A 23,402-nucleotide genomic window follows, 5' to 3' on the forward strand; every position below is an offset into this window, starting at 1 on the left:
CTCCCGCGATCAGAACGAGAACGGGATGTAGCAGGCGGCGGCCAGGACGACCGCCCCCCAGCCCAGCAGCGCCGGCTTGCGGTACCACGCGTCGTCGCCCTCGGCGGGCGCCTCCGACATGCCGGGGGAGGTGGTGCCGTAGACCAGGCCCTGGAGATCGGCGACCGGCTTCGGCTTGGTGAACAGGGACACGGCGACCATGACCACCGCACCGGCGACGAAGCCCGCGATCGCGGAGACGAAGTTGGCGCCCTGGTCGGAGGGGATGTCGATGATGCCCTGCTTGTAGATGACGAAGTAGTTCACCATCGCGGCGGTCGTGCCCGCGATCAGCCCCCAGAAGCCGGACTTCATCGACGCGCGCTTCCAGAACATGCCGATGATGAAGACCACGAACATCGGCACGTTGAAGAAGGAGAAGAGCGTCTGGAGGTAGCTCATGATGTTGGAGAAGGACGAGGCCAGGAACGCCGTGCCGATGGAGGCCAGGACGCCGATCACCGTGATCAGGCGGCCGAAGCGGACGTAGTAGCCGTCCTCGCGGTCCTTCACCACGTACTTCTGCCAGATGTCGGTGGTGAAGACGGTGTTGAAGGAGGAGATGTTGGCCGCCATGCCGGCCATGAACGCGGCCAGCAGGCCGGTCACCGCGATGCCCAGGACGCCGTTGGGCAGCAGTTGCTGCATCAGGTACGGGATCGCGTCGTTGTACTGGAGGTCCGAGCCGGGGGTGCCGATCTTCGGGACGAGGACCGCGGCGACCAGGCCCGGGATCATGACGACGAAGACGATGAAGATCTTCGGGAAGGCGGCGATCAGCGGGGTGCGCTGGGCCGCCGAGAGGTTCTTCGCGGACAGGGCGCGCTGGACCTCCGCGAAGTTCGTCGTCCAGTAGCCGAAGGAGAGAACGAAGCCGAGGCCCAGGACGATGGTCAGCCAGTTGGCGCCCAGCGGGTTCTCGCTGCCGATGCCCGTGCCGCCCCACGCCGTCATGAAGTCGGAGCCGTGGGACTTGGAGAGGGAGTCGGACAGGCCGTCCCAGCCGCCGACCTTCTTCAGGCCCAGGATGGTGATCGGGATCAGGCCGGCCAGGATCACGAAGAACTGGAGCACCTCGTTGTAGATGGCCGAGGAGAGGCCGCCCAGGGTGATGTACGCCAGGACGAAGAAGCCGGCCACCACGATGGCCACCCACTCCGGCCAGCCGAGGAGCGCCTCGACGACGATCGCGAGGGCGTAGAGGTTCACCCCGGCGATCAGGATGGCGGCGATGGCGAACAGGGCCGAACTGAGGAGGTGGGAGGCCTTGTCGAAGCGGAGCAGGAGGAACTCCGGGACCGAGCGGACCTTCGAGCCGTAGTAGAACGGCATCATCACCAGGCCGAGGAAGACCATCGCCGGGATGGCGCCGATCCAGTACCAGTGGGTCGTGTAGACGCCGTACTGGGCGCTGTTGGCGGCCATGCCGAGGATCTCGGTGGCGCCCAGGTTGGCCGCGACGAAGGCGAGGCCGGTGACCCAGGCGGGCAGGGAGCGGCCGGACAGGAAGAAGTCCAGGCTGGTCTTGACCGAGCGGCGGGCGGCGAAGCCGATGCCCAGGACGACCACGAAGTAGATCCCGAGGATCGTGTAGTCGAGCCAGTTGGTGGGGAGTCGAAGCTCTGCGGCTAGATAAGTGGAGCTTGTGGGGGTTTGCATTAAGCACTCGCTTCGTTCGCGAACTGATCCGCAGCGGAACCTACGCCTCCGCGTTCAGTAATTGAACACTTATGGTGATGAACTTTGTTTGATTGTGATGTGCCACCGGGGTTGGTGAGTTGTGATGTGTTATGTTTGATTGTGTTGGATGACTGGTGACTGTCATGGGTGGGTGCAGAGGAGTGCGGCAGTGAAGAAGACCTCGACCCGGCTGGCGGACGGCCGTGAGCTGGTCTACTACGACCTTCGCGACGACACCGTGCGCGACGCCGTGGACCGCCGTCCGCTGGAGCGGACCGTCACCACCTCCGAGGTGCGCCGCGATCCGCTGCTCGGCGACTCGGTCGCCGTCGCCTCGCACCGCCAGGGGCGCACCTACCATCCGCCGGCCGACCAGTGCCCGCTGTGCCCGTCGGACGGGGAGCGGCTGAGCGAGATCCCGGACTCGTCGTACGACGTGGTGGTCTTCGAGAACCGCTTTCCCTCGCTGGCCGGCGACTCCGGCCGCTGCGAGGTCGTCTGCTTCACCTCCGACCACGACGCCTCCTTCGCCGACCTGGGCGAGGAGCAGGCCCGGCTCGTGCTCGACGCCTGGACGGACCGCACCTCCGAGCTGTCCCATCTGCCCTCCGTTGAACAGGTGTTCTGCTTCGAGAACCGGGGCGCCGAGATCGGGGTGACGCTGGGTCACCCGCACGGGCAGATCTACGCCTACCCGTTCACCACCCCCCGCACCGCCCTGATGCTCCGGTCACTCGCCGCCCACAAGGACGCGACGGGCGGGGAGAACCTGTTCGACGCCGTGCTGGAGGACGAGCTGGCCGGTGAGCGGGTCGTCCTGGAGGGCGAACACTGGGCCGCCTTCGTGCCGTACGCCGCGCACTGGCCGTACGAGGTGCACCTCTACCCGAAGCGGCGGGTGCCCGACCTGCTCGGTCTCGACGAGGCGGCGCGCACAGAATTCCCCAAGGTCTACCTGGAACTGTTGAGGCGCTTCGACCGGATCTTCGGCGAGGGGGAACCGCCGACGCCCTACATCGCGGCCTGGCACCAGGCCCCGTTCGGGCAGCTGGAGGAGTTCGAGGGCGTGACGCGGGACGACTTCGCGCTGCACCTGGAGCTTTTCACCATTCGCCGTACGTCCGGCAAGCTGAAGTTCCTCGCGGGCTCCGAGTCCGGCATGAACGTGTTCATCAACGACGTGCCCCCGGAGCGCGCGGCCGAGCGACTGCGAGAGGTAGCGAGTTCATGAGCGGGAAGTACCTGGTGACAGGTGGCGCCGGATACGTCGGCAGCGTCGTCGCCCAGCATCTGTTGGAGGCGGGGCACGAGGTCGTCGTGCTCGACAACCTGTCGACCGGCTTCCGCGAAGGTGTGCCGGCCGGTGCCTCGTTCATCGAGGGTGACATCCGCGACGCCGCCAAGTGGCTGGACGCCTCGTTCGACGGCGTGCTGCACTTCGCCGCCTTCTCCCAGGTCGGCGAGTCGGTCGTGAAGCCCGAGAAGTACTGGGACAACAACGTCGGCGGGACCATGGCCCTGCTGGAGGCCATGCGGGGCGCGGGCGTGCGGCGGCTCGTCTTCTCCTCCACGGCCGCCACGTACGGCGAGCCCGAGCAGGTCCCGATCGTCGAGTCCGCGCCGACCAGGCCCACGAACCCGTACGGTGCCTCGAAGCTGGCCGTCGACCACATGATCACCGGCGAGGCGGCGGCCCACGGCCTCGGCGCGGTCTCGCTGCGCTACTTCAACGTCGCGGGCGCGTACGGGGAGTACGGCGAGCGCCACGACCCCGAGTCGCACCTGATCCCGCTGGTCCTCCAGGTGGCGCAGGGCAGGCGGGAGGCCATCTCCGTCTACGGCGACGACTACCCGACGCCGGACGGCACCTGTGTGCGCGACTACATCCACGTCGCCGACCTGGCCGAGGCCCACCTGCTGGCCGTGGCGGCCGCCACCCCGGGCGAGCACCTCATCTGCAACCTGGGCAACGGCAACGGCTTCTCCGTCCGCGAGGTCGTCGAGACGGTCCGCCGGGTGACCGGCCACCCGATCCCCGAGGTCGTGGCCCCGCGCCGGGGCGGCGACCCGGCGGTCCTGGTGGCGTCGGCGGACACCGCCCGGGAGAAACTGGGCTGGAACCCGTCCCGCGCGGACCTCGCGGGGATCGTGTCGGACGCGTGGGAGTTCGCGCAGCGGCGCGCGGGCCAGTACTAACCGCAGTTACCGGAAGGGCGAGGGGTCAGGGCATGGGCGAGGCTGTCACGGGGACCGTCGGCGAGCGGTTCCGGGAGCTGTACGGGGCGGAGCCGGAGGGGGTGTGGGCGGCGCCGGGCCGGGTGAACCTGATCGGCGAACACACCGACTACAACGACGGCTTCGTGATGCCGTTCGCCCTGCCGCACCAGGCCGTCGCGGCCGTCTCCCGGCGCGACGACGGCGTCCTTCGCCTGCACTCGGCCGACACCGACGCCGGCCCGGTCGAGCTGCGCGTCGCCGACCTGACCCCCGGCTCGGACAAGTCCTGGACCGCCTACCCCTCGGGCGTCGTCTGGGCGCTGCGCGAGGCGGGCCACGAACTGACCGGCGCCGACGTCCATCTGACCTCGACGGTCCCGTCCGGCGCGGGGCTCTCGTCCTCGGCGGCCCTGGAGGTCGTCGTCGCCCTGGCGCTGAACGACCTGTACTCCCTCGGCCTGCGCGGCTGGCAGCTGGCCCGCCTGTGCCAGCGCGCGGAGAACGTCTACGTCGGCGCCCCCGTCGGCATCATGGACCAGACGGCCTCCGCCTGCTGCGAGGCGGGCCACGCCCTGTTCCTCGACACCCGCGACCTCTCCCAGCGCCAGATCCCCTTCGACCTCGCCGCCGAGGGCATGCGCCTGCTGGTCGTCGACACCCGGGTCAAGCACTCCCACAGCGAGGGCGAGTACGGCAAGCGCCGCGCCGGCTGCGAGAAGGGCGCCGCGCTGCTCGGCGTCGACGCGCTGCGCGACGTGCCCTACGCCGACCTGGACGCGGCGCTGGAGCGGCTGGGCGACGAGGAGGAGGTGCGCCGCCTGGTCCGGCACGTGGTGACCGAGGACGAGCGCGTCGAGCGGGTGGTGGCGCTGCTGGAGTCCGGCGACACCCGGGCCATCGGCCCCGTCCTCGTCGAGGGCCACGCCTCGCTGCGCGACGACTTCCGCATCTCCTGCCCCGAGCTGGACCTGGTCGTCGACACGGCCCTCGCCTCCGGCGCCCTCGGCGCCCGGATGACCGGCGGCGGCTTCGGCGGCTCGGCGATCGTCCTGGTGGAGGCCACCGACGTGGACGCCGTCACCAAGGCCATCGAGAACGCCTTCGCGACGGCGTCCTTCAAGACCCCGCGGATCTTCGAGGCGGTGCCCTCGCCGGGGGCGCGGCGCCTGGTCTGAGCCGGTCAGCCGAGCCGCTTCACCAGTGTGTACTCCGTGATCCCCGGCGGGTAGTCGGGGATCACGCACATGACGTCGTAGCCGCGCTTCGTGTAGAAGCCGGGGGCCTGGAAGTCCCAGGTCTCCACGCGGGCGGCGGCGCAGCCGCGTTCGGTGCGGGCGGTGCGTTCCGCCTCGTCGAGGAGGGCGGAGCCGAGACCCGCGCCCCGGTGGCCGCCGTCCACCCACAGGTAGGTCACGTGCAGCCAGGTCGCCCAGGTGTGGCCGACCAGGCCGCCCGCCAGGCCGCCGGTGCGGTCCAGGACCCAGACGTGCAGGGGGAATTCGCGTTCGTGAGGGGTCCCGCGCAGGGAACGCAGGACGGAGGAGGCCGCTGTGTTCGTCTCCCGCAGGCGGGTGCGCAGCAGATCGCGCCGTTCCTTGTCGACTTCTGTCACAAGACGAAACATGCGGCTCACCATAAACGTGCCGCGGAGTCAGTTCTGCAAATAGCCTTCCGCTCCCGGCGCCCGTCCGTACTCTGATGAGCAGCACCGGTGGGGGCCGGGGCCGTTCAGGGGGCGAGACAGCCGGGTACGGCGCCCGGAGCGGGGACAGCGGTTACCGCACGGCGGCGGTCGTGCGGCTGCGGCGGCCCGTCCCGGAGCACCGAGCACAACAGCACAGCTGGACGCGGGGCCCTGGGCTTCGTACCCGTGCCGGTGCCGTCGTCCGAGGATGGACAGACGATGGGTATCCCCTGCTCCTCGCGGAGCGCGGGGGAGGGGGTTTCGTGGTTCGTATCCGAGTCCTGGTCGTCGACGACCATCGCATCTTCGCCGAGTCGCTCGCGGCCGCCCTGGCCGCCGAGCCCGACGTCGACGTCTCCGCGGCCGGCAGCGGTCCGGCCGCACTGCGCTGCCTGGAGCGGGCCGCCTCCGAGGGACGGCGGTTCGACGTGCTGCTCGTCGACGCCGACCTGGGCGGCCGGGTGCCCGGCGCCCGGCCCGCCGTGCCCGTGCGGGACGGCAACGAGGACGGCCTGGTGGACGGGATCTCGCTGGTCGCCGGGGTGCGGTCGGGACAGCCGGGCGTGCGGATCGTCGTCCTCGCCGAGAAGGACGACCCCCGGCGGGCGGCCCTCGCCCTGGGGGCCGGGGCCTGTGGGTGGGTGGCCAAGGACTGCTCCCTGTCCCGGCTGCTCAGCGTCATCCGGGGCGTCCTGCGCGACGAGACGCACCTGCCGCCCGCCCTGCTCACCGGCGTCCTGCGTGAGCTGACCGCGGCCCGCAAGCACCGCACCGAGAGCGAGCTGCTGGTGGAGTCGCTGACCCCGCGCGAGCGCGAGGTGCTGCGCTGCATGGTCGCCGGACTCGGCCGCAAGGCGGTCGCCGAGCGGCTGTTCTTGTCCCCGCACACGGTGCGCACCCACATGCAGAACGTCCTGGGCAAGCTGGGCGTCCACTCCACCCTGGCCGCCGTGGCGCTGGCGCGGAGGGCGGGGGTGGGACCGGCGGACCTGGACGGGCCCTCAGCCGGGGATGTTGTCGAACGGGGCGGTCAGCTGGCGTAGCAGCGCCGCCAGTTCGCTGCGCTGGGCGCGGGAGAGCTCGCCCAGGATCGCGCGCTCCTGGGCCAGCAGGCCCGCCAGCGACTGGTCGGCGCGGTCCCGGCCCTCGTCGGTGAGCCGGACCAGGACGCCGCGCCGGTCGCTGGGGTCGGGCAGGCGCTCCACCAGGCCCTTCTTCGCCAGCCGGTCGATCCGGTTGGTCATCGTGCCCGACGTGACCAGGGTCTGGGTGAGAAGCTGTCCCGGGGAGAGCTGGTATGGGGTGCCCGCGCGGCGCAGCGCCGTCAGCACGTCGAACTCCCACGGCTCCAGCTGGTGTTCGGAGAAGGCCAGCCGGCGTGCGCGGTCCAGGTGCCGGGCCAGCCTGCTGACACGGCTCAGCACCTCGAGCGGTTCCACGTCGAGGTCCGGGCGCTCCCGGCGCCACGCTGCGACCAGCCGATCGACCTCGTCCTCCATGACGATCAGTGTAGTGGTTGTGTCGACGTGAAGTCTCTTGAGGTCAACTGTCTTGACGTCGAGATACTTCGCGGGTGACGCTGGGTACCCGTCCCGCACGGACACCCTCTGGAGGCTCCATGCCCGCCACCGCCCCCACCTGGGACCCCGCCCAGTACCTGCGCCACGCCGGCCACCGCGCCCGCCCCTTCACCGACCTCCTCGCCCGGATCCCGGACCTCCCCGCGGACGCGCCCCGCATCGCCGACCTCGGCTGCGGACCGGGCAACGTCACCGTCCTGCTCGCCGACCGCTGGCCCACCGCCCGCGTCACCGGCTACGACAACTCGCCACCGATGCTCGAACGGGCCCGGCAGTACGCCGGCCCCACCCCCGGCGGCGGCCACCTCGACTTCGCCCCCGCCGACGCCCGCACCTGGACCCCGGACGAGCCGTTCGACCTCCTCGTCAGCAACGCCACCCTCCAGTGGGTCCCCGGCCACGCCGACCGCTTCCCCGACTGGATCGACCGCCTCGCCCCCGGCGGCACCCTCGCCCTCCAGGTGCCCGGCAACTTCGACGCCCCCAGCCACCGCCTGATGCGCGAGCTGGCCGGCTCCCGGCGCTGGCGGGACCGCCTCGACGGCGTCCTGCGCCACGACGACGCCGTCCTCACCCCCGAGGGCTACCTGGCCCGCCTGACCGCCGCCGGCTGCGCCGCCGACGTCTGGGAGACGACGTACGTTCACCTGCTGCCCGGTGAGGACGCCGTCCTCGACTGGGTGAAGGGAACGGGGCTGCGGCCCGTACTGGACGCCCTCGACGACGACCGGGCGGCCCGCGACGCGTTCGTCGAGGAGTACCGGGCCGTCCTGCGCGCCGCCTACCCCGCCGAGGCCCACGGCACCCCCTTCCCCTTCCGCCGCGTCTTCGCCGTCGCCCGGAAGCCCGCGGGGACGGCGAGGGAGGCGGTCCGGTGATCACCGGCCTCGACCACGTGCAGCTCGCCGCGCCGCCCGGCGCCGAAGAGCCGCTGCGCGCCTTCTACGCCGGCGTCCTCGGCATGACCGAGATCCCCAAGCCGCCCGTGCTCGCCGCCCGCGGCGGCTGCTGGTTCGAGGCCGGCCCCGTCCAGCTCCACCTGGGCGTCGAGACGACCGGCTTCCGGCCCGCCCGCAAGGCCCACCCCGGGCTGCGGGTCACCGGAATCGACGCGTACGCCGCCCGCCTGGAGGCCCACGGCACGCCCGTCACCTGGGACGACGCCCTGCCCGGCCACCGGCGCTTCCACTGCGCCGATCCGGTCGGCAACCGCCTGGAGTTCCTGGAGCCGGACACACCCGCCCGCCGGTGACCACCCGGCCGGGCTCACACCACGCCGTCCGCGGCGAGCGCGTCGATGTCCTCCTCCGACAGGCCGAGGCCGCCGAGTACGGCGCGGGTGTGCTCGCCCAGCGCCGGGACCGCCTCCATGCGCGGCGCCCGACCGGTCGGTCCCGGCGGCGCCATCGCCGGTACGGGACCGGCCGGGGTGGGCACCTCGTGCAGGCGCCCGCGCGCGGCCAGCTGCGGGTGGTCCCACACCTCGGTGAGCGTGTTCACCCGGGCGTTGGCCACCGGCACCGCGTCGAGCAGCGCGATCGCCTCGGTACTGGTCAGCTCCGCGAACCGCGCCGAGATCACCGCGCCCAGCTCCTCCCGGTGCGCGTCGCGGTCCGCGTTGGTGGCGTAGTGCGGATGCCCGGCCAGCTCTGGACGGCCCAGGAAGCCCGCGCAGAAACCGTGCCACTCGCGCTCGTTCTGCACGGCCGTCATCACGACCTTCCCGTCGCCCGCGGTGAACGGACCGTACGGATAGATCGTCGCGTGCGCGGCACCAGCCCGGGGAGGCGGCGGCGCGCCGTCGAGGGAGTAGTACAGCGGAAATCCCAGCCACTCCACGGTGGCCTCCAGCATCGACACGTCCAGATGCGCACCCCGTCCCGTACGGCCCCGCTCCAGCAGCGCGGCCAGGATCGAGCTGTACGCGTACATCCCGGCGGCGATGTCCGACACCGGGATCCCCGCCTTGGCCATGTCGTCCGGCGTGCCCGTGACCGACAGCAGCCCCGCCTCGGACTGCACCAGCAGGTCGTACGCCTTGCGGTCGGCGTAGGGGCCCGGCGCGCCGTAGCCGGAGACGTCGCACACGATCAGCCCCGGATGCGCCGCCCGCAGCTCCCGCGCGCCCAGTCCGGCGCGGGCCGCGGCGCCCGGCGCCAGGTTCTGCAGGAAGACGTCCGCGTCCGCGACCAGCCGGCGCAGCAGCTCCAGGCCCCGCGGGTCCTTGAAGTCCAGGGTGACGGACTCCTTGTTGCGGTTGACCCACACGAAGTGCGAACTCAGGCCCCGCACCCGGGAGTCGTACGCCCGGGCGAAGTCCCCCGTCCCCGGGCGCTCCACCTTGATCACCCGCGCGCCGAGGTCGGCGAGCTGACGGCTGGCGTAGGGAGCGGCGATCGCCTGCTCCAGCGAGACGACGGTGACGTCGCGCAGTGGCTGCATGTGTTCTGCCCTCGCGGACCTGGCTCTTGCCGGACCTGACTCTCGCGGCCCTGGCTGTTGCGGACCTAGCTCTTGCGGTGCCCGATCAGCCGCGGCTTCGGCTCCAGGCCGTCCAGGCCGTGCCACGCCAGGTTCACCAGGTGCGCCGCCACCTCCGCCTTCTTCGGACGGCGCACGTCCAGCCACCACTGACCGGTCAGCGCCACCATGCCCACCAGCGCCTGCGCGTACACCGGGGCCAGCTTGGCGTCGAAGCCCCGGTTCTTGAACTCGCGGCCCAGGATGTCCTCCACCTGGGTGGCGATGTCCGAGATCAGCGAGGCGAAGGTGCCCGTCGACTGCGGGATGGGGGAGTCGCGGACCAGGATGCGGAAGCCGTCCGTGTACTCCTCGATGTAGTCCAGGAGCGCGAAGGCGGCCTGCTCGCACAGCTCACGCGGGTGCCCGGCCGTCAGGGAGCTGGTCACCATGTCGAGCAGCCGCCGCATCTCGCGGTCCACGACCACCGCGTACAGGCCCTCCTTGCCGCCGAAGTGCTCGTACACGACCGGCTTGGACACCCCGGCCTTCGCCGCGATCTCCTCCACCGACGTGCCCTCGAAACCCTTCGCCGCGAAGAGGGTCCGGCCGATCTCCAGCAACTGCTCGCGGCGCTCGGCACCGGTCATCCGGGTGCGACGCGTGCGCCGCGGCTTGTCATTGCTCGGGGTGCTGCTGGAGTCGGTCGCCACGGCGTCAATCATGCCGCCTTCGCCGTCTCCTTCCGGCGGCGGGCGCCGTCCTGGTCCGTGTTGCGGCGCGAATCGATACGCGAGCGTGACGGCCAGCGCACGTCATAGGCCCACCCGAGCTGCTCGAACCAGCGGATCAGCCGGGCACTCGAGTCGAGCTGCCCGCGCATCACCCCGTGCCGCGCCGAGGTCGGGTCCGCGTGGTGCAGGTTGTGCCAGGACTCACCGCAGGACAGGATCGCCAGCCACCACACGTTGCCCGAGCGGTCCCGGGACTTGAAGGGGCGCTTGCCCACCGCGTGGCAGATCGAGTTGATCGACCAGGTCACGTGGTGCAGCAACGCCACCCGCACGAGTGAACCCCAGAAGAACCCGGTGAACGCGCCCCACCAGGACATCGTGACCAGCCCGCCGATCAGTGCGGGCAGCGCCAGGGACACCACGGTCCACAGGACGAACTGGCGGGAGACCGCCCGCAGCGCGGGGTCCTTGATCAGGTCCGGCGCGTACTTCTCCTGCGGCGTCTGCTCCTCGTCGAACATCCAGGCGATGTGGGCCCACCACAGGCCCTTGATCAGGGCGGGCACCGTCTCGCCGTACCGCCACGGCGAGTGCGGGTCGCCCTCGTCGTCGGAGAACTTGTGGTGCTTGCGGTGGTCGGCCACCCAGCGGACCAGCGGCCCCTCGACCGCCATCGAGCCCGCGATCGCCAACGCGATCTTCAACGGCCGTTTCGCCTTGAAGGAACCATGGGTGAAGTGCCGGTGGAACCCGATGGTGATGCCGTGGCAGCCCAGGAAGTAGAAGAAGACCAGCAATCCCAGGTCCAGCCAGCTCACGCCCCAGCCCCACGCCAGCGGCACCGCCGCCACCAGCGCGAGGAACGGAAGGATGATGAACAGCAGCAGCGTGATCTGCTCGATGGACCGCTTCTGCTCACCGCCCAGCGTGGCGGAGGACCCCGCGCCGGAATCGGCCGGCTGCGGAGCGTCTGGGATCACATCGGAACTCGTGGTCATGCGCGTCCCCTGTGGGGTCGAGGGTGGGGTCGTTGTGGTGTGGCCGGTGCCGGGCTACGGGAACCTGCACGGTTTTCCTACGGTTCCGTAACCTACGGCGACGTAAGTATGGCAGTGCGTGACCGCGCGGCAAGAGCCCCAGAGCCTGCGCGTCCTGGCCGACACCTATCCTGGGAGTCGGTCGGACAGCGCGGTCCGCTCTGATTACTTCCCGGACGTCCGGCCCGGTAAGCGGCGCCCGCCGCGCGAGACGGCCGTCCGGGTTCCCTCCCAGACGAGCTTCAACACTGCAAGGAGCCGCACCTGTGAGCAGTGCCGACGACCAGACCACCACGACGACCAGCAGCGAGCTGCGCGCCGACATCCGCCGACTGGGTGATCTCCTCGGGGAGACCCTGGTCCGGCAGGAGGGCCCCGAGCTGCTGGAACTCGTCGAGAAGGTACGCCGACTCACCCGCGAGGACGGCGAGGCCGCCGCCGAACTGCTGCGCGGCACCGAACTGGAGACCGCCGCCAAGCTCGTCCGCGCCTTCTCCACCTACTTCCACCTCGCCAACGTCACCGAGCAGGTCCACCGCGGCCGCGAACTGGGCGCCAAGCGCGCGGCCGAGGGCGGGCTGCTCGCCCGTACGGCCGACCGGCTGAAGGACGCCGACCCCGAGCACCTGCGCGAGACGGTCCGCAACCTCAACGTGCGCCCCGTCTTCACCGCGCACCCCACCGAGGCCGCCCGCCGCTCCGTCCTCAACAAGCTGCGCCGCATCGCGGCCCTCCTGGACACCCCGGTCAACGAGTCCGACCGGCGCCGCCTGGACACCCGGCTCGCCGAGAACATCGACCTGGTCTGGCAGACCGACGAACTGCGCGTCGTACGGCCCGAGCCCGCCGACGAGGCCCGCAACGCCATCTACTACCTCGACGAGCTGCACCTGGGCGCCGTCGGCGACGTCCTCGAAGACCTCACCGCCGAACTGGAGCGGGCCGGCGTCAAGCTCCCCGACGACACCCGCCCCCTCACCTTCGGCACCTGGATCGGCGGCGACCGCGACGGCAACCCCAACGTCACCCCCCAGGTGACCTGGGACATCCTCATCCTCCAGCACGAACACGGCATCAACGACGCCCTGGAGATGATCGACGAGCTGCGCGGCTTCCTCTCCAACTCCATCCGCTACGCGGGCGCCACGGAGGAACTGCTCACCTCCCTCCAGGCCGACCTCGAACGGCTCCCCGAGATCAGCCCCCGCTACAAGCGCCTCAACGCCGAGGAGCCCTACCGGCTCAAGACCACCTGCATCCGCCAGAAGCTGGAGAACACCAAGCAGCGCCTCGCCAAGGGCACCGCCCACGAAGAGGGCCGCGACTACCTCGGCACCGCCCAGCTCATCGACGACCTGCGCATCGTCCAGACCTCCCTGCGCGAGCACCGCGGCGGCCTCTTCGCCGACGGCCGTCTCGCCCGCACCATCCGCACCCTGGCCGCCTTCGGCCTCCAGCTCGCCACCATGGACGTCCGCGAACACGCCGACGCCCACCACCACGCTCTCGGCCAGCTCTTCGACCGGCTCGGCGAGGAGTCCTGGCGCTACGCCGACATGCCCCGCGAGTACCGCACCAAGCTCCTCGCCAAGGAGCTGCGCTCCCGCAGGCCCCTGGCTCCCAGCCCGGCCCCCGTCGACGCGCCCGGCGAGAAGACCCTCGGCGTCTTCCAGACCGTCCGCCGCGCCCTGGAGGTCTTCGGCCCCGAGGTCATCGAGTCCTACATCATCTCCATGTGCCAGGGCGCCGACGACGTCTTCGCCGCGGCGGTGCTGGCCCGCGAGGCCGGACTGATCGACCTGCACGCCGGCTGGGCCAAGATCGGCATCGTGCCGCTCCTGGAGACCACCGACGAGCTCAAGGCCGCCGACACCATCCTCGAAGACCTCCTCGCCGACCCCTCCTACCGGCGACTGGTCGCCCTGCGCGGCGACGTCCAGGAGGTCATGCTCGGCTACTCCGACTCCTCCAAGTTCGGCGGCATCACCACCAGCCAGTGGGAGATCCACCGCGCCCAGCGCCGCCTGCGCGACGTCGCTCACCGCTACGGCGTACGGCTGCGCCTCTTCCACGGCCGCGGCGGCACCGTCGGCCGCGGCGGCGGCCCCACCCACGACGCCATCCTCGCCCAGCCCTGGGGCACCCTGGAGGGCGAGATCAAGGTCACCGAGCAGGGCGAGGTCATCTCCGACAAGTACCTCATCCCGGCCCTCGCCCGGGAGAACCTGGAGCTGACCGTCGCGGCCACCCTCCAGGCGTCCGCCCTGCACACCGCGCCCCGCCAGTCCGACGAGGCCCTCGCCCGCTGGGACGCCGCGATGGACGTCGTCTCCGACGCCGCCCACACCGCCTACCGGCACCTGGTCGAGGACCCCGACCTGCCGACGTACTTCCTGGCCTCCACGCCGGTCGACCAGCTCGCCGACCTGCACCTCGGCTCGCGGCCCTCCCGCCGCCCCGGCTCGGGCGTCTCGCTCGACGGACTGCGCGCCATCCCGTGGGTGTTCGGCTGGACCCAGTCCCGGCAGATCGTCCCCGGCTGGTACGGCGTCGGCTCCGGCCTCAAGGCCCTGCGCGAGGCCGGCCTGGACACCGTGCTGGACGAGATGCACCAGCAGTGGCACTTCTTCCGCAACTTCATCTCCAACGTGGAGATGACGCTGGCCAAGACCGACCTGCGCATCGCCCAGCACTACGTCGACACGCTCGTCCCCGACGAGCTCAAGCACGTCTTCGACACCATCAAGGCCGAACACGAGCTCACGGTCCGCGAGGTCCTGCGCGTCACCGGCGAGACGGAACTCCTCGACGCCGACCCGGTCCTCAAGCAGACCTTCGCCATCCGCGACGCCTACCTCGACCCCATCTCCTACCTCCAGGTCGCCCTCCTCGGCCGCCAGCGCGAGGCCGCCGCCGCGGGCCAGGACCCCGACCCGCTGCTCGCCCGCGCCCTCCTCCTCACGGTCAACGGAGTAGCAGCGGGCCTCCGCAACACAGGCTGACGGCGGCGCCTCAGCGGCGAGCAGTCGCCCGCCGCTGCGGGCAGTCGTGCCTCCCCCAGTGCCTGAACGGCCTGGGAGGTACCCCCAGGCGGCACGGGTGGGCGGTGGGGGTACCTCCCGCTCGAGCGAAGCCGGGACTGGGGGAGGCACCCCGCCAGCGCCGGGCCGCGCGATCCCCCCTCGCCCCCACGCCCCGCACGTGCAAACACCGGTGCCCCGGACTCCCACAGAGCCCGGGGCACCCGCACGTCGTACGTCAGAACCTCACACCGCGAAGAACGCCGCCGTCAGCAGCACAACCCCCGCCCCCGCCATCCCCCACGCCACCCGAGTCCGCCGCAGCCCCCCGGCCACGACCACCGACGCCAGCAACAACGCCCCACCCAACGGCACCCACGCGTACAGCACCCCCGCCGGCCCCGACCGCACCACCTCGTCACCGCCGGGCTTCACCACCACCGCGTACGTCCGCCCCTTCGCCACCGCGACCGAGTCCTCGATGACGACCCGCTCCCGCGCCTGCGACCCCGCCGACACCGGCGAGTACGGACCGCTGCACGTCCCCCCGCCGCACCGCGTCACCTCGACCGTGCCCCGCTCCCGCCCCTTGGTCAGCAGCACGTGCTGCGCCGTGCCCCACGACGCCCACACCCCCGCGATCAGGATCAGCGCGGCGACCGTCCCCATCGCCGCGACCCGGCCGAAGGCCAACAGAGCGGAGGACGCGGAGGAGGCCTGACGGGAACGAGCGGCGGCGGCAGAGGCAGGCATGGCCGGGATCATTGGCCATGCCTGTACGGCCGGTCAACTCACCCGCGCACCATCGTCGGACAAGTCAGGAGTTGTACGCGCTCTGCGCCCGCTCCAGGCCCTCGATCACCAGAGCCTCCACCGCGTCCGCCGCCCGGTCGACGAAGTAGTCCAGCTCCTTGCGCTCCGTCGACGAGAAGTCCCGCAGCACGAAATCCGCCACCGGCATCCGCCCCGGCGGCCGCCCGATCCCGAACCGCACCCGGTGGTAGTCCGCGCCCAGCGACTTCGTGATCGACTTCAGTCCGTTGTGCCCGTTGTCCCCGCCGCCCAGCTTCAGCCGCAGCACGCCGTAGTCGATGTCCAACTCGTCGTGCACCGCCACGATGTTGCCGACCGGAACCTTGTAGAAGTCCCGCAGCGCCGTCACCGGACCGCCCGACACGTTCATGAACGACATCGGCTTCGCCAGGATCACCCGCCGGTTGGCAGGACCCGGCGGACCGATCCGCCCCTCGACCACCTGCGCCTGCGCCTTGCCGTGCCTCTTGAAGCGCGCCCCGATCCGCTCCGCCAGCAGATCCGCCACCATGAAGCCGACGTTGTGCCGGTTCGCGGCGTACTCGGGTCCCGGATTCCCGAGGCCGGCCACCAGCCACGGAGCGCCCGCGTCCGTCGTCACGTCCATGTCTCCTTAACCACCGGTACCACCCGTCCACACATACGCGTCGGCCGCTGCCCCGCACGGGAACAGCGGCCGACCACACGATGACCGTGCGGGAGGATCAGGCCTCGGCGGCCTCTTCGCCCTCGCCCTCGCCCTCGGCCGGGGCCTCCTCGGCCTGCGCGGCCAGGACCTGCAGCACCACGGTGTCGCCGTCCACGTCCAGCTTCACGCCGGACGGCAGCGCGATGTCCTTGGCGTGGATCGAGGCACCGGCCTCCAGACCCTCCACCGACACGGTGACCTGCTCCGGGATGTGCGTGGCCTCGGCCTCGACCGGCAGCGCGTCCAGGACGTACTCCAGCAGGTAGCCACCCGGGGCCAGCTCGCCCTCGGCCTGCACCGGGATCTCGACCGACACGGTCTCGCCGCGCTGCACCAGCTGCAGGTCGACGTGCTCCAGGAAGCCCTTGATCGGGTCGCGCTGGACCGACTTCGGGATCGCCAGCTCGTTGGTCTTGCCGTCGATGTCCAGCGCGATCAGCACGTTCGACGTACGCAGCGCCAGCAGCAGCTCGTGACCCGGCAGGGTCAGGTGCAGCGGGTCGGAACCGTGACCGTACAGAACACCGGGAACCTTGTTGTCGCGGCGGATACGACGCGCGGCACCCTTGCCGAACTCGGTACGCGTCACGGCGGTGAGCTTCACCTCGGACATGATCACTCCTCGTGGAAATCAGGAACGGACGTGGTCACCCGGCCACGAACGGCCTGCTACGAAGAGCGCGTCGATAACGGAGCGCCACACCCGCACACACGGGTACGGCCTCCCTCGCCGAGCAACTTCAGCAGTCTACTCGGAGAGGAAGGCCGTACCCAAAACGATCAGACAGGCGGGACGACACCTGCAGAACGGTTACTGCACAATGCTCACTGCTCGTCGAACAGGCTCGTCACCGAACCGTCCTCGAACACCTCACGCACCGCGCGCGCGATCGTCGGCGCGATCGACAGCACCGTGATCTTGTCCAGTTCCAGCTCACTCGCCGACGGCAGCGTGTTCGTGAACACGAACTCGCTCACCTTCGAGTTCTTCAGCCGGTCCGCCGCCGGACCCGACAGCACACCGTGCGTCGCCGTCACGATCACGTCCTCCGCACCGTGCGCGAACAGCGCGTCCGCCGCGGCACAGATCGTGCCACCGGTGTCGATCATGTCGTCGACCAGGACGCAGATACGCCCCTCCACATCACCCACGACCTCGTGCACCGTGACCTGGTTCGCCACGTCCTTGTCGCGCCGCTTGTGCACGATCGCCAGCGGCGCGCCCAGACGGTCGCACCAACGGTCCGCCACCCGTACCCGGCCCGCGTCCGGAGACACCACCGTCAGCTTCGAACGGTCCACCTTCGCACCCACGTAGTCCGCGAGCAGCGGCAGCGCGAACAAGTGGTCCACCGGGCCGTCGAAGAAGCCCTGGATCTGGTCCGTGTGCAGATCCACGGCCAGAATCCGGTCCGCACCCGCGGTCTTCATCAGGTCCGCGATCAGACGCGCCGAAATCGGTTCACGCCCACGGTGCTTCTTGTCCTGCCGCGCGTAACCGTAGAACGGCACGATGACGGTGATGGAGCGGGCCGACGCGCGCTTCAACGCGTCGATCATGATCAGCTGCTCCATGACCCACTTGTTGATCGGAGCCGTGTGGCTCTGGATCAGGAAGCAGTCCGCACCGCGCGCCGACTCCTGATACCGCACATAGATCTCACCGTTGGCGAAGTCGAAGGCCTTCGTCGGGACGACCCCGACACCCAGCTGCTGGGCGACCTCCTCGGCAAGCTCGGGGTGTGCGCGGCCGGAGAAGAACATCATCTTCTTCTCGCCGGTCGTCTTGATCCCGGTCACAGCACTTTCTCCTCAGAGGTTCGCAGCTGAGCTCATGGGCGCTCTCCCGACTGGCCGCGGGGGCGTCTCAGCTGGTGGGGTGCGGATGTGCACTTATCACGGTACGCCGTGTTCGACGCGCCGGTTTCCGGTCAGTCTTCGCCGCCCGCCTCGCGGGACACCGCCTCGGCAGCCTTCGCCGCCGCGCTCCCCGGACGCTTCCGGGCCACCCAGCCCTCGATATTCCGCTGCTGGCCACGGGCCACGGCCAGCGAACCGGGCGGGACGTCCTTCGTGATCACCGAGCCGGCGGCGGTGTAGGCACCGTCCCCGACCGTGACAGGAGCCACAAACATGTTGTCCGAACCCGTACGGCAGTGCGAGCCGATCGTCGTGTGGTGCTTGTCCTGACCGTCGTAGTTCACGAACACACTCGCGGCACCGATGTTCGTGAAGTCACCGATCGTCGCGTCACCCATGTACGACAGGTGCGGAACCTTCGTCCCCTCACCGATCGACGCGTTCTTCGCCTCGACGAACGTACCGATCTTCGACTTGACCCCGAGCCGGGTACCCGGCCGCAGATACGCGTACGGACCGACCGAGGCCTGCGGACCGACGTGCGCGCCGACGGCGACCGTGTTGTCCACCCGCGCGCCCGCGTCGACCCGGGTGTCCGTCAGCCGGGAGTTCGGCCCGACCTCGCAGCCCTCGGCCAGATGCGTCGAGCCGTGCAACTGCGTACCCGGATGCACGACCACGTCCTGCTCGAACGTCACCGTCACGTCGACCCACGTCGTCGCCGGGTCCACCACCGTCACGCCGGCCAGCATCGCCCCGGTCAGCAACCGGTCGTTCAGGATCCGGCGCGCCTCGGCCAACTGCACACGGTTGTTGATCCCGGCGATCTCCCGGTGGTCGCCGGCCACCGACGCACCCACCCGGTGCCCCGCCTCGCGCAGGATCCCCAGCACGTCCGTCAGGTACTCCTCGCCCTGGCTGTTGTCCGTCCGCACCTTGCCCAGCGCGTCCGCGAGCAGCTGCCCGTCGAAGGCGAACACACCCGAGTTGATCTCACGGATCGCCCGCTGCGACTCCGAGGCGTCCTTGTGCTCGACGATCGCCGTCACGGCACCCGAGGCCCCGTCCCGCACGATCCGGCCGTACCCCGTCGCGTCCGGCACCTCGGCCGTCAGCACCGTCACCGCGTTGCCGTCGGCGGTGTGCGTGGCGGCGAGGGCCTTGAGCGTCTCGCCGGTGAGGAGCGGGGTGTCACCGCAGACGACCACGACGACCCCGTCCACGGCACCGCCCAGCGCCTCGAGACCCATCCGCACGGCGTGCCCGGTGCCGTTCTGCTGCTCCTGGACGGCGGTGCGTACGTCGGGGGCGACCTCGGCGAGGTGCGCGGTGACCTTCTCGCGGGCGTGCCCCACGACCGCGACCAGGTGCTCGGGGTCCAGCTCACCGGCGGCGGCGAGCACGTGCCCGACGAGGGACCGGCCGCACAGCTCGTGCAGGACCTTGGGTGTGGCCGACTTCATACGGGTGCCCTCACCCGCTGCGAGAACGACGACGGCTGCCGGGCGAATGGCGCTCACGGGATGCCCTTCGGCTGTTGAGGAGGTGGGGACATCCGCAGGATACCGGGGCGGTTTACGGGGGACATGAGTGCGGGCCCCGACGGTTGTGTCAGGGCCCGAACAAGAGCTCCCCCATCAGGATTTGAACCTGAACTTAAGGGACCAAAACCCTCAGTGCTGCCTGATTACACCATGGGGGATGGAACTCGGCTAAACCGGACACTTGGTCAGCTCGCCGAGTCGGCACGCAACACTATGCCGTACCAGGACCCTTCGATGCGACGGTACAAGTCGGCGGGCGGGGTTCACCAGTTCGAGGGATATCGCGTCGTATCGTTTGTCGAAAGTCACCGGAAATGGGGCGCCCGGCGCCCGTAGGCTGGAGGCATGACCACGACGGGGGAAGACCACGTACCGGCCCGGGGTGGGCCTGGGTGGTGGGACAGGCGGCGCGGCGCGGTGCTCGATGTGAGCCTCGGTGCCGTGTCCGCGCTGGAGTGTGCGGCGGAGGGGGTTCCGTTCGCGCGGGATGCCGGTATTCCGTTGGCGATGGGGGTGGTGTTCGGGCTGCTGGCCGGTTCGGTGCTGGTGGTGCGGCGGAAGTGGCCGATCGCGGTGGTGCTGGTGGCGATCGCCATCACGCCGGCCGAGATGGGCTTCCTGCTGGGCGTCGTCGGCCTGTACACGCTGGCGGCGTCGGAGTTGCCGCGGCGGATCATCGGGGCGCTGGCCGGGATGTCGTTCCTGGGGACGCTGATCGTGACGTTCGTGCGGTTGCGGCAGGACATGGGCCGGGACGGCGTGGACCTGGGGGACTGGTTCTTCCCGTTCGCGTCGGTCGGGTCGTCGCTGGGGCTGACCGCGCCGCCCTTGCTGCTGGGCCTGTACGTGGGGCAGCGGCGCCGGTTGATGGAGAGTCTGCGGGAGCGGGCGGACAGCCTGGAGCGTGAGCTGCAGTTGCTCGCGGAGCGGGCGGAGGAGCGTGCCCAGTGGGCGCGCAACGAGGAGCGGACGCGGATCGCGCGGGAGATGCACGACGTGGTCGCGCACCGGGTGAGTCTGATGGTGGTGCATGCCGCCGCGCTCCAGGCGGTGGCGCGGAAGGACCCGGAGAAGGCGGTGAAGAACGCGGCCTTGGTGGGGGACATGGGACGGCAGGCGTTGACGGAGCTGCGGGAGATGCTCGGGGTGCTGCGCAGTGGTGGGGCGGGCGCGCGGGCCGAGCGGGCGTCGGTGCCGTTGGCGGCGGTGGGGGTGGCTGCCGCGGCGGCGGCGTCGCGGGCGGTGGAGGACGGGGAGTCGTCCTCGGAGGGGCCGTGCCTGTCGGAGTTGGACGAGCTGATCGGGCAGTCGGAGGCGGCCGGGATGGTCGTGGATCTGTCGGTGGAGGGGGAGGAGCGGCTGTACGCGGCGGAGGTGGAGTCGACGGCGTTCCGGGTGGTGCAGGAGGCGCTGACGAACGTGCACAAGCACGCGGCGGGCGCGAAGACGTACGTACGGCTGGCGCACCGGGTGTCGGAGATCGCGATGCAGGTGGAGAACGAGCCGCCGCCGGAGGCCTCGGCGGCGTCGTCGGCGCGGTTGCCGTCGGGGGGCAACGGGCTGGTGGGGATGAAGGAGCGGGTGGCCGCTCTGGGGGGTGTGTTCGTGTCGGGGCCGACCGACGCGGGGGGTTTCCGGGTGTCGGCGGTGATTCCGGCGTCGTAGTCGGGCCCCGGGTCAGCCGGTGGTGGTGAGGCGGGCCGGCTGGGTGCCGACGACGAGGGCGGCGAGGGCGGTGTCGATGGTGGGGCCGAGGTACCAGTCGCCGGTGTGGTCGAGGGCGTAGACGCGGCCTTCGGCGTCGATGGCGATGAGGGCCTGGCTGTCGGTCTCGGTGCCGAGGGGGCAGGTCTGGGTGCCGAGGGCGCGGCCGAGGTCGCCGAGGGTGCGGGCCATGTGGAGGCCGTGCAGGGGGTCGAGGTGCAGGGTGGCGGGGGCGATCTGGCGGCCGGGCCCGGTGGGCGCGATGTGCAGGCCGCCGAATTCGGCCCAGGCCTCGACGGCGGCGGGGAACACGGTGTGGCGGTGTCCGGCGGGTGAGGTGTGTTCGCGCAGGGTGTCGGCCCAGATCTCGGCCTGCTTGATGTCCCAGCGTCCCGGTTGCCAGCCGGCGTCGCGCAGGGCGGCGTCGACGGGGACGGGGAAGCGGGTGGTGGAGGTGCGGTCGGCTTGCATCGGCCCTTGGTTCGTCTCGGTCGGCTGGTTCGGGTCGATCTGCTCGGTCAGTCCTTCTCCGTCGTGGGGTCGACGATGCGGACGCCGAAGTGGGCGCTGAGGGCGGTGCAGGCGCGGCAGGGTGCGGCGAAGGCGCCGTGGAGGGGGTCGCCGTCCTCGCGGATGCGACGGGTGGTGAGTTTGGCGTGTTTGAGTGCTTTGCGGGCTTCGCCGTTGGTCATGGGTTTGCGCGCGGCGCGTTTGCTGCGGGTGGCGTCGGCGGTGGCCAGGTGGCGTGAGATGAGGATCGTCTCGGCGCAGCGCCCGGTGTAGCGGTCTCGTTGGCCGCTGGTGAGGGTGTCGAGGAAGTCCTGTACGAGGTGGTGCAGGGCGGGCGGCGTGTCGGCGCGTGTGGCGGTGCCGGTGAGGGTGGTGCCGCGTACGGAGAGGGCGGCGGCGACGGTCGGGAGTATGCCGTCGCGGCGGTGCCGGAGGGCGGGGGTCCGGTGGGCGTCGGCGCTGCTCCAGCCGATGCGCGGGTCGCCGCCGCGGGGGTCGTCGGACCGCCCGGTGTCGGGTCCCGTCTGTGTCGCACTCATGATCGTCTTCCCCTCCTGAGCATCCCCCCGAAGGTCACAGAGTGCCAAATCCCGTGGCTCCTGCGGAAGCTGGGGCGGGGTGACACGCCCGGGTATGGGCGGTGGGTCACGGGAGGGTGACGGCTGGTCACGGAAGCGGAGGTGCGGGTGTCGGGTGCGGGGTCCGGTGCCGGTGACCCCTCTTGCCGTACCGCATAGGCTGTCGGCACCGCGCTCTCGTACGCGGTGGACCCAGACAGTGCAGGCAGATCAGACGGATCTGGCAGCAGACAGACGCCGCAGGGGGCAACCGCCATGACGACAGGTCGGCTCGGGCAAGCAGCCGCGCCGCCGAACGCGGCCTATGCCGGGCAGGTCGTGCATTTCCCGGATCCGGTGCGGGCGGCCCGTCACCCGAGAGGGGTACGGGTGGACGCGGGTGGTTACCCCGACTTCTCGCCGTACGCGCGTGCGGTCGCGGAGATCGCGGATCCGCCGGAGGGGTTCGGGGTCGACGAGTTGCGGCTGACGGACTACGTGTCGGCGAACGCGGCCCTGTCGGCGTCGGGGCACGAGCTGTGGGACACGGTGCCCGCGGTGGCGACGCCGCACGGCTGGACGTGGCACCACGTGGCGGGTTCGCGGCGGATGGAGCTGGTCCCGGTCGAGGTGAAGGCGCTGCTGCGGCACCACGGTGGGATCTCGACGGCGGCGGTGGACCAGGGCAAGCGGGGCACGCGGCCGTTGCAGGAGACGCGTCCGGCGCACTTCGGTCTGCCGAAGTCGGGGGTGGCCGTCACGGAGCAGCAGGTGCAGGGTGTCGAGGAGGACCTCGGGTACCGGCTGCCGGGCGCCTACCGGTCGTTCCTGAAGGCGGCGGGCGGCTGTGCGCCGGTGGGTACGGCGCTCGACGCGGAGCTGGGGCTGCTGGTGGACCAGCCGTTCTTCACGGTGCGTGAGGAGGCGGCGGTCAACGACCTGGTCTATGTGAACAAGTGTCTGCGGGACCATCTGACGAAGGACTATCTGGGCGTCGCGTTCGTCCAGGGCGGTCTGCTCGCCGTGAAGGTGAAGGGCGAGCGGATCGGTTCGGTGTGGTTCTGCGCCTATGACGACGTGCGGGACGTGGACCCGTCGTGGCCGCCGGCGGACCGTGTGGAGCGGCTGCTGGTGCCGTGCGGAGAGGACTTCGACGCGTTCCTGTCCCGGCTGGCGGGTTCCCCGCCGGAGCTGGAGACGGTGGCGAACCTGATGGTGGACGGCGGTTTCGCGCGTGCGGTGCCCGCCTCGGCGTCGGTAGGGGAGTGAGCTGAC

22 protein-coding genes are annotated in these 23,402 nt (G+C 70.9%); 9 read left to right on the forward strand and 13 right to left on the reverse strand.

What is annotated here, in order from left to right:
• Positions 1–9 precede the first annotated feature (9 nt).
• Positions 10–1,698, reverse strand: a complete 1,689-nt coding sequence (locus ACZ56V_RS32885) for a sodium:solute symporter family protein (protein WP_398915610.1) — start codon at positions 1,696–1,698, stop codon at positions 10–12.
• 190 nt (positions 1,699–1,888) lie between these two features.
• Here ACZ56V_RS32885 and galT point away from each other — a divergent pair, with 190 nt between their 5' ends.
• The 3 genes from galT to galK are packed head-to-tail and all read left to right on the forward strand — an operon-like array spanning position 1,889 to position 5,111.
• Positions 1,889–2,950 (forward strand): galactose-1-phosphate uridylyltransferase, encoded by a 1,062-nt coding sequence (gene galT, locus ACZ56V_RS32890; RefSeq protein ID WP_356359222.1) that lies wholly within the window; start codon positions 1,889–1,891, stop codon positions 2,948–2,950.
• A complete protein-coding gene (galE, locus tag ACZ56V_RS32895) occupies positions 2,947–3,915 on the forward strand; it encodes a UDP-glucose 4-epimerase GalE (protein ID WP_398915612.1) in 969 nt (322 codons plus the stop codon). Before galT ends, galE begins: the two co-directional genes overlap by 4 nt.
• A 32-nt stretch (positions 3,916–3,947) precedes the next feature.
• Positions 3,948–5,111, forward strand: a complete 1,164-nt coding sequence (galK, locus tag ACZ56V_RS32900) for a galactokinase (protein ID WP_398915614.1) — start codon at positions 3,948–3,950, stop codon at positions 5,109–5,111.
• A gap of 5 nt (positions 5,112–5,116) precedes the next feature.
• Here the strand turns inward: galK and ACZ56V_RS32905 are convergent, their stop codons facing one another.
• Positions 5,117–5,572, reverse strand: coding sequence for a GNAT family N-acetyltransferase (locus tag ACZ56V_RS32905; RefSeq protein ID WP_104631852.1), 456 nt, complete (start codon positions 5,570–5,572; stop codon positions 5,117–5,119).
• A gap of 311 nt (positions 5,573–5,883) precedes the next feature.
• Between ACZ56V_RS32905 and ACZ56V_RS32910 the strand changes: the two genes are divergently transcribed.
• On the forward strand, positions 5,884–6,663 hold the full coding sequence (locus ACZ56V_RS32910) for a response regulator transcription factor (protein ID WP_398915616.1): 780 nt from the start codon (positions 5,884–5,886) through the stop codon (positions 6,661–6,663).
• Here the strand turns inward: ACZ56V_RS32910 and tamR are convergent.
• Positions 6,622–7,119 carry a MarR family transcriptional regulator TamR gene (gene tamR, locus ACZ56V_RS32915; RefSeq protein ID WP_007450665.1) on the reverse strand — a complete coding sequence of 166 codons (498 nt, stop codon included), beginning with the start codon at positions 7,117–7,119 and terminating at the stop codon, positions 6,622–6,624. The two genes, ACZ56V_RS32910 and tamR, sit on opposite strands and share 42 nt — an antisense overlap.
• Positions 7,120–7,238: 119 nt before the next feature.
• On the opposite strand from tamR, the gene ACZ56V_RS32920 reads away from it, so the two are divergent.
• Entirely contained in the window at positions 7,239–8,078 is an 840-nt protein-coding gene (locus ACZ56V_RS32920; protein WP_467379731.1) for a trans-aconitate 2-methyltransferase, read from the forward strand.
• Complete coding sequence (locus ACZ56V_RS32925) at positions 8,075–8,452, forward strand: VOC family protein (RefSeq protein WP_398915620.1); 378 nt, start codon at positions 8,075–8,077, stop codon at positions 8,450–8,452. Before ACZ56V_RS32920 ends, ACZ56V_RS32925 begins: the two co-directional genes overlap by 4 nt.
• Positions 8,453–8,466: 14 nt before the next feature.
• Here ACZ56V_RS32925 and ACZ56V_RS32930 read toward each other — a convergent pair whose 3' ends face one another.
• From ACZ56V_RS32930 to ACZ56V_RS32940, 3 genes are all read right to left on the reverse strand, one after another.
• The gene (locus ACZ56V_RS32930; RefSeq protein ID WP_468947314.1) at positions 8,467–9,642 is read right to left on the reverse strand and encodes a CaiB/BaiF CoA transferase family protein; all 1,176 of its coding nucleotides are present in this window, start codon (positions 9,640–9,642) and stop codon (positions 8,467–8,469) included.
• Between the two features lie 65 nt (positions 9,643–9,707).
• Positions 9,708–10,385, reverse strand: a complete 678-nt coding sequence (locus tag ACZ56V_RS32935) for a TetR/AcrR family transcriptional regulator (RefSeq protein ID WP_356359206.1) — start codon at positions 10,383–10,385, stop codon at positions 9,708–9,710.
• The gene (locus ACZ56V_RS32940) at positions 10,382–11,392 is read right to left on the reverse strand and encodes an acyl-CoA desaturase (RefSeq protein WP_398915624.1); all 1,011 of its coding nucleotides are present in this window, start codon (positions 11,390–11,392) and stop codon (positions 10,382–10,384) included. The genes ACZ56V_RS32935 and ACZ56V_RS32940 overlap by 4 nt, the downstream gene beginning before the upstream one ends.
• Before the next feature lie 305 nt (positions 11,393–11,697).
• On the opposite strand from ACZ56V_RS32940, the gene ppc reads away from it, so the two are divergent.
• Positions 11,698–14,433 (forward strand): phosphoenolpyruvate carboxylase, encoded by a 2,736-nt coding sequence (gene ppc / locus ACZ56V_RS32945; RefSeq protein ID WP_398915626.1) that lies wholly within the window; start codon positions 11,698–11,700, stop codon positions 14,431–14,433.
• Between the two features lie 264 nt (positions 14,434–14,697).
• Here ppc and ACZ56V_RS32950 read toward each other — a convergent pair whose 3' ends face one another.
• From ACZ56V_RS32950 to glmU, 5 genes are all read right to left on the reverse strand, one after another.
• On the reverse strand, positions 14,698–15,216 hold the full coding sequence (locus ACZ56V_RS32950) for a hypothetical protein (protein ID WP_398915628.1): 519 nt from the start codon (positions 15,214–15,216) through the stop codon (positions 14,698–14,700).
• Positions 15,217–15,268: 52 nt separating this feature from the next.
• Positions 15,269–15,871: an aminoacyl-tRNA hydrolase gene (pth, locus tag ACZ56V_RS32955; RefSeq protein ID WP_104631861.1), complete on the reverse strand. Its 603-nt coding sequence runs from the start codon at positions 15,869–15,871 to the stop codon at positions 15,269–15,271.
• Positions 15,872–15,968: 97 nt separating this feature from the next.
• Complete coding sequence (locus ACZ56V_RS32960; protein ID WP_398915630.1) at positions 15,969–16,565, reverse strand: 50S ribosomal protein L25/general stress protein Ctc; 597 nt, start codon at positions 16,563–16,565, stop codon at positions 15,969–15,971.
• A gap of 212 nt (positions 16,566–16,777) precedes the next feature.
• Positions 16,778–17,752, reverse strand: coding sequence for a ribose-phosphate diphosphokinase (locus tag ACZ56V_RS32965; protein WP_104631863.1), 975 nt, complete (start codon positions 17,750–17,752; stop codon positions 16,778–16,780).
• 131 nt (positions 17,753–17,883) lie between these two features.
• Positions 17,884–19,332, reverse strand: coding sequence for a bifunctional UDP-N-acetylglucosamine diphosphorylase/glucosamine-1-phosphate N-acetyltransferase GlmU (gene glmU, locus ACZ56V_RS32970; RefSeq protein WP_398915633.1), 1,449 nt, complete (start codon positions 19,330–19,332; stop codon positions 17,884–17,886).
• A 369-nt stretch (positions 19,333–19,701) separates the two neighbouring features.
• Here glmU and ACZ56V_RS32975 point away from each other — a divergent pair, with 369 nt between their 5' ends.
• Entirely contained in the window at positions 19,702–21,021 is a 1,320-nt protein-coding gene (locus ACZ56V_RS32975) for a sensor histidine kinase (RefSeq protein WP_398915635.1), read from the forward strand.
• Between the two features lie 12 nt (positions 21,022–21,033).
• Here the strand turns inward: ACZ56V_RS32975 and ACZ56V_RS32980 are convergent, their stop codons facing one another.
• Positions 21,034–21,531, reverse strand: a complete 498-nt coding sequence (locus ACZ56V_RS32980) for an SUKH-3 domain-containing protein (protein ID WP_468947319.1) — start codon at positions 21,529–21,531, stop codon at positions 21,034–21,036.
• 47 nt (positions 21,532–21,578) lie between these two features.
• A complete protein-coding gene (locus ACZ56V_RS32985) occupies positions 21,579–22,109 on the reverse strand; it encodes a YwqJ-related putative deaminase (protein WP_356359191.1) in 531 nt (176 codons plus the stop codon).
• A 294-nt stretch (positions 22,110–22,403) separates the two neighbouring features.
• Here ACZ56V_RS32985 and ACZ56V_RS32990 point away from each other — a divergent pair, with 294 nt between their 5' ends.
• A complete protein-coding gene (locus ACZ56V_RS32990; protein WP_398915639.1) occupies positions 22,404–23,396 on the forward strand; it encodes an SMI1/KNR4 family protein in 993 nt (330 codons plus the stop codon).
• The last annotated feature ends 6 nt before the right edge of the window (positions 23,397–23,402 follow it).

The organism is Streptomyces sp. NPDC034099, assembly GCF_055575415.1.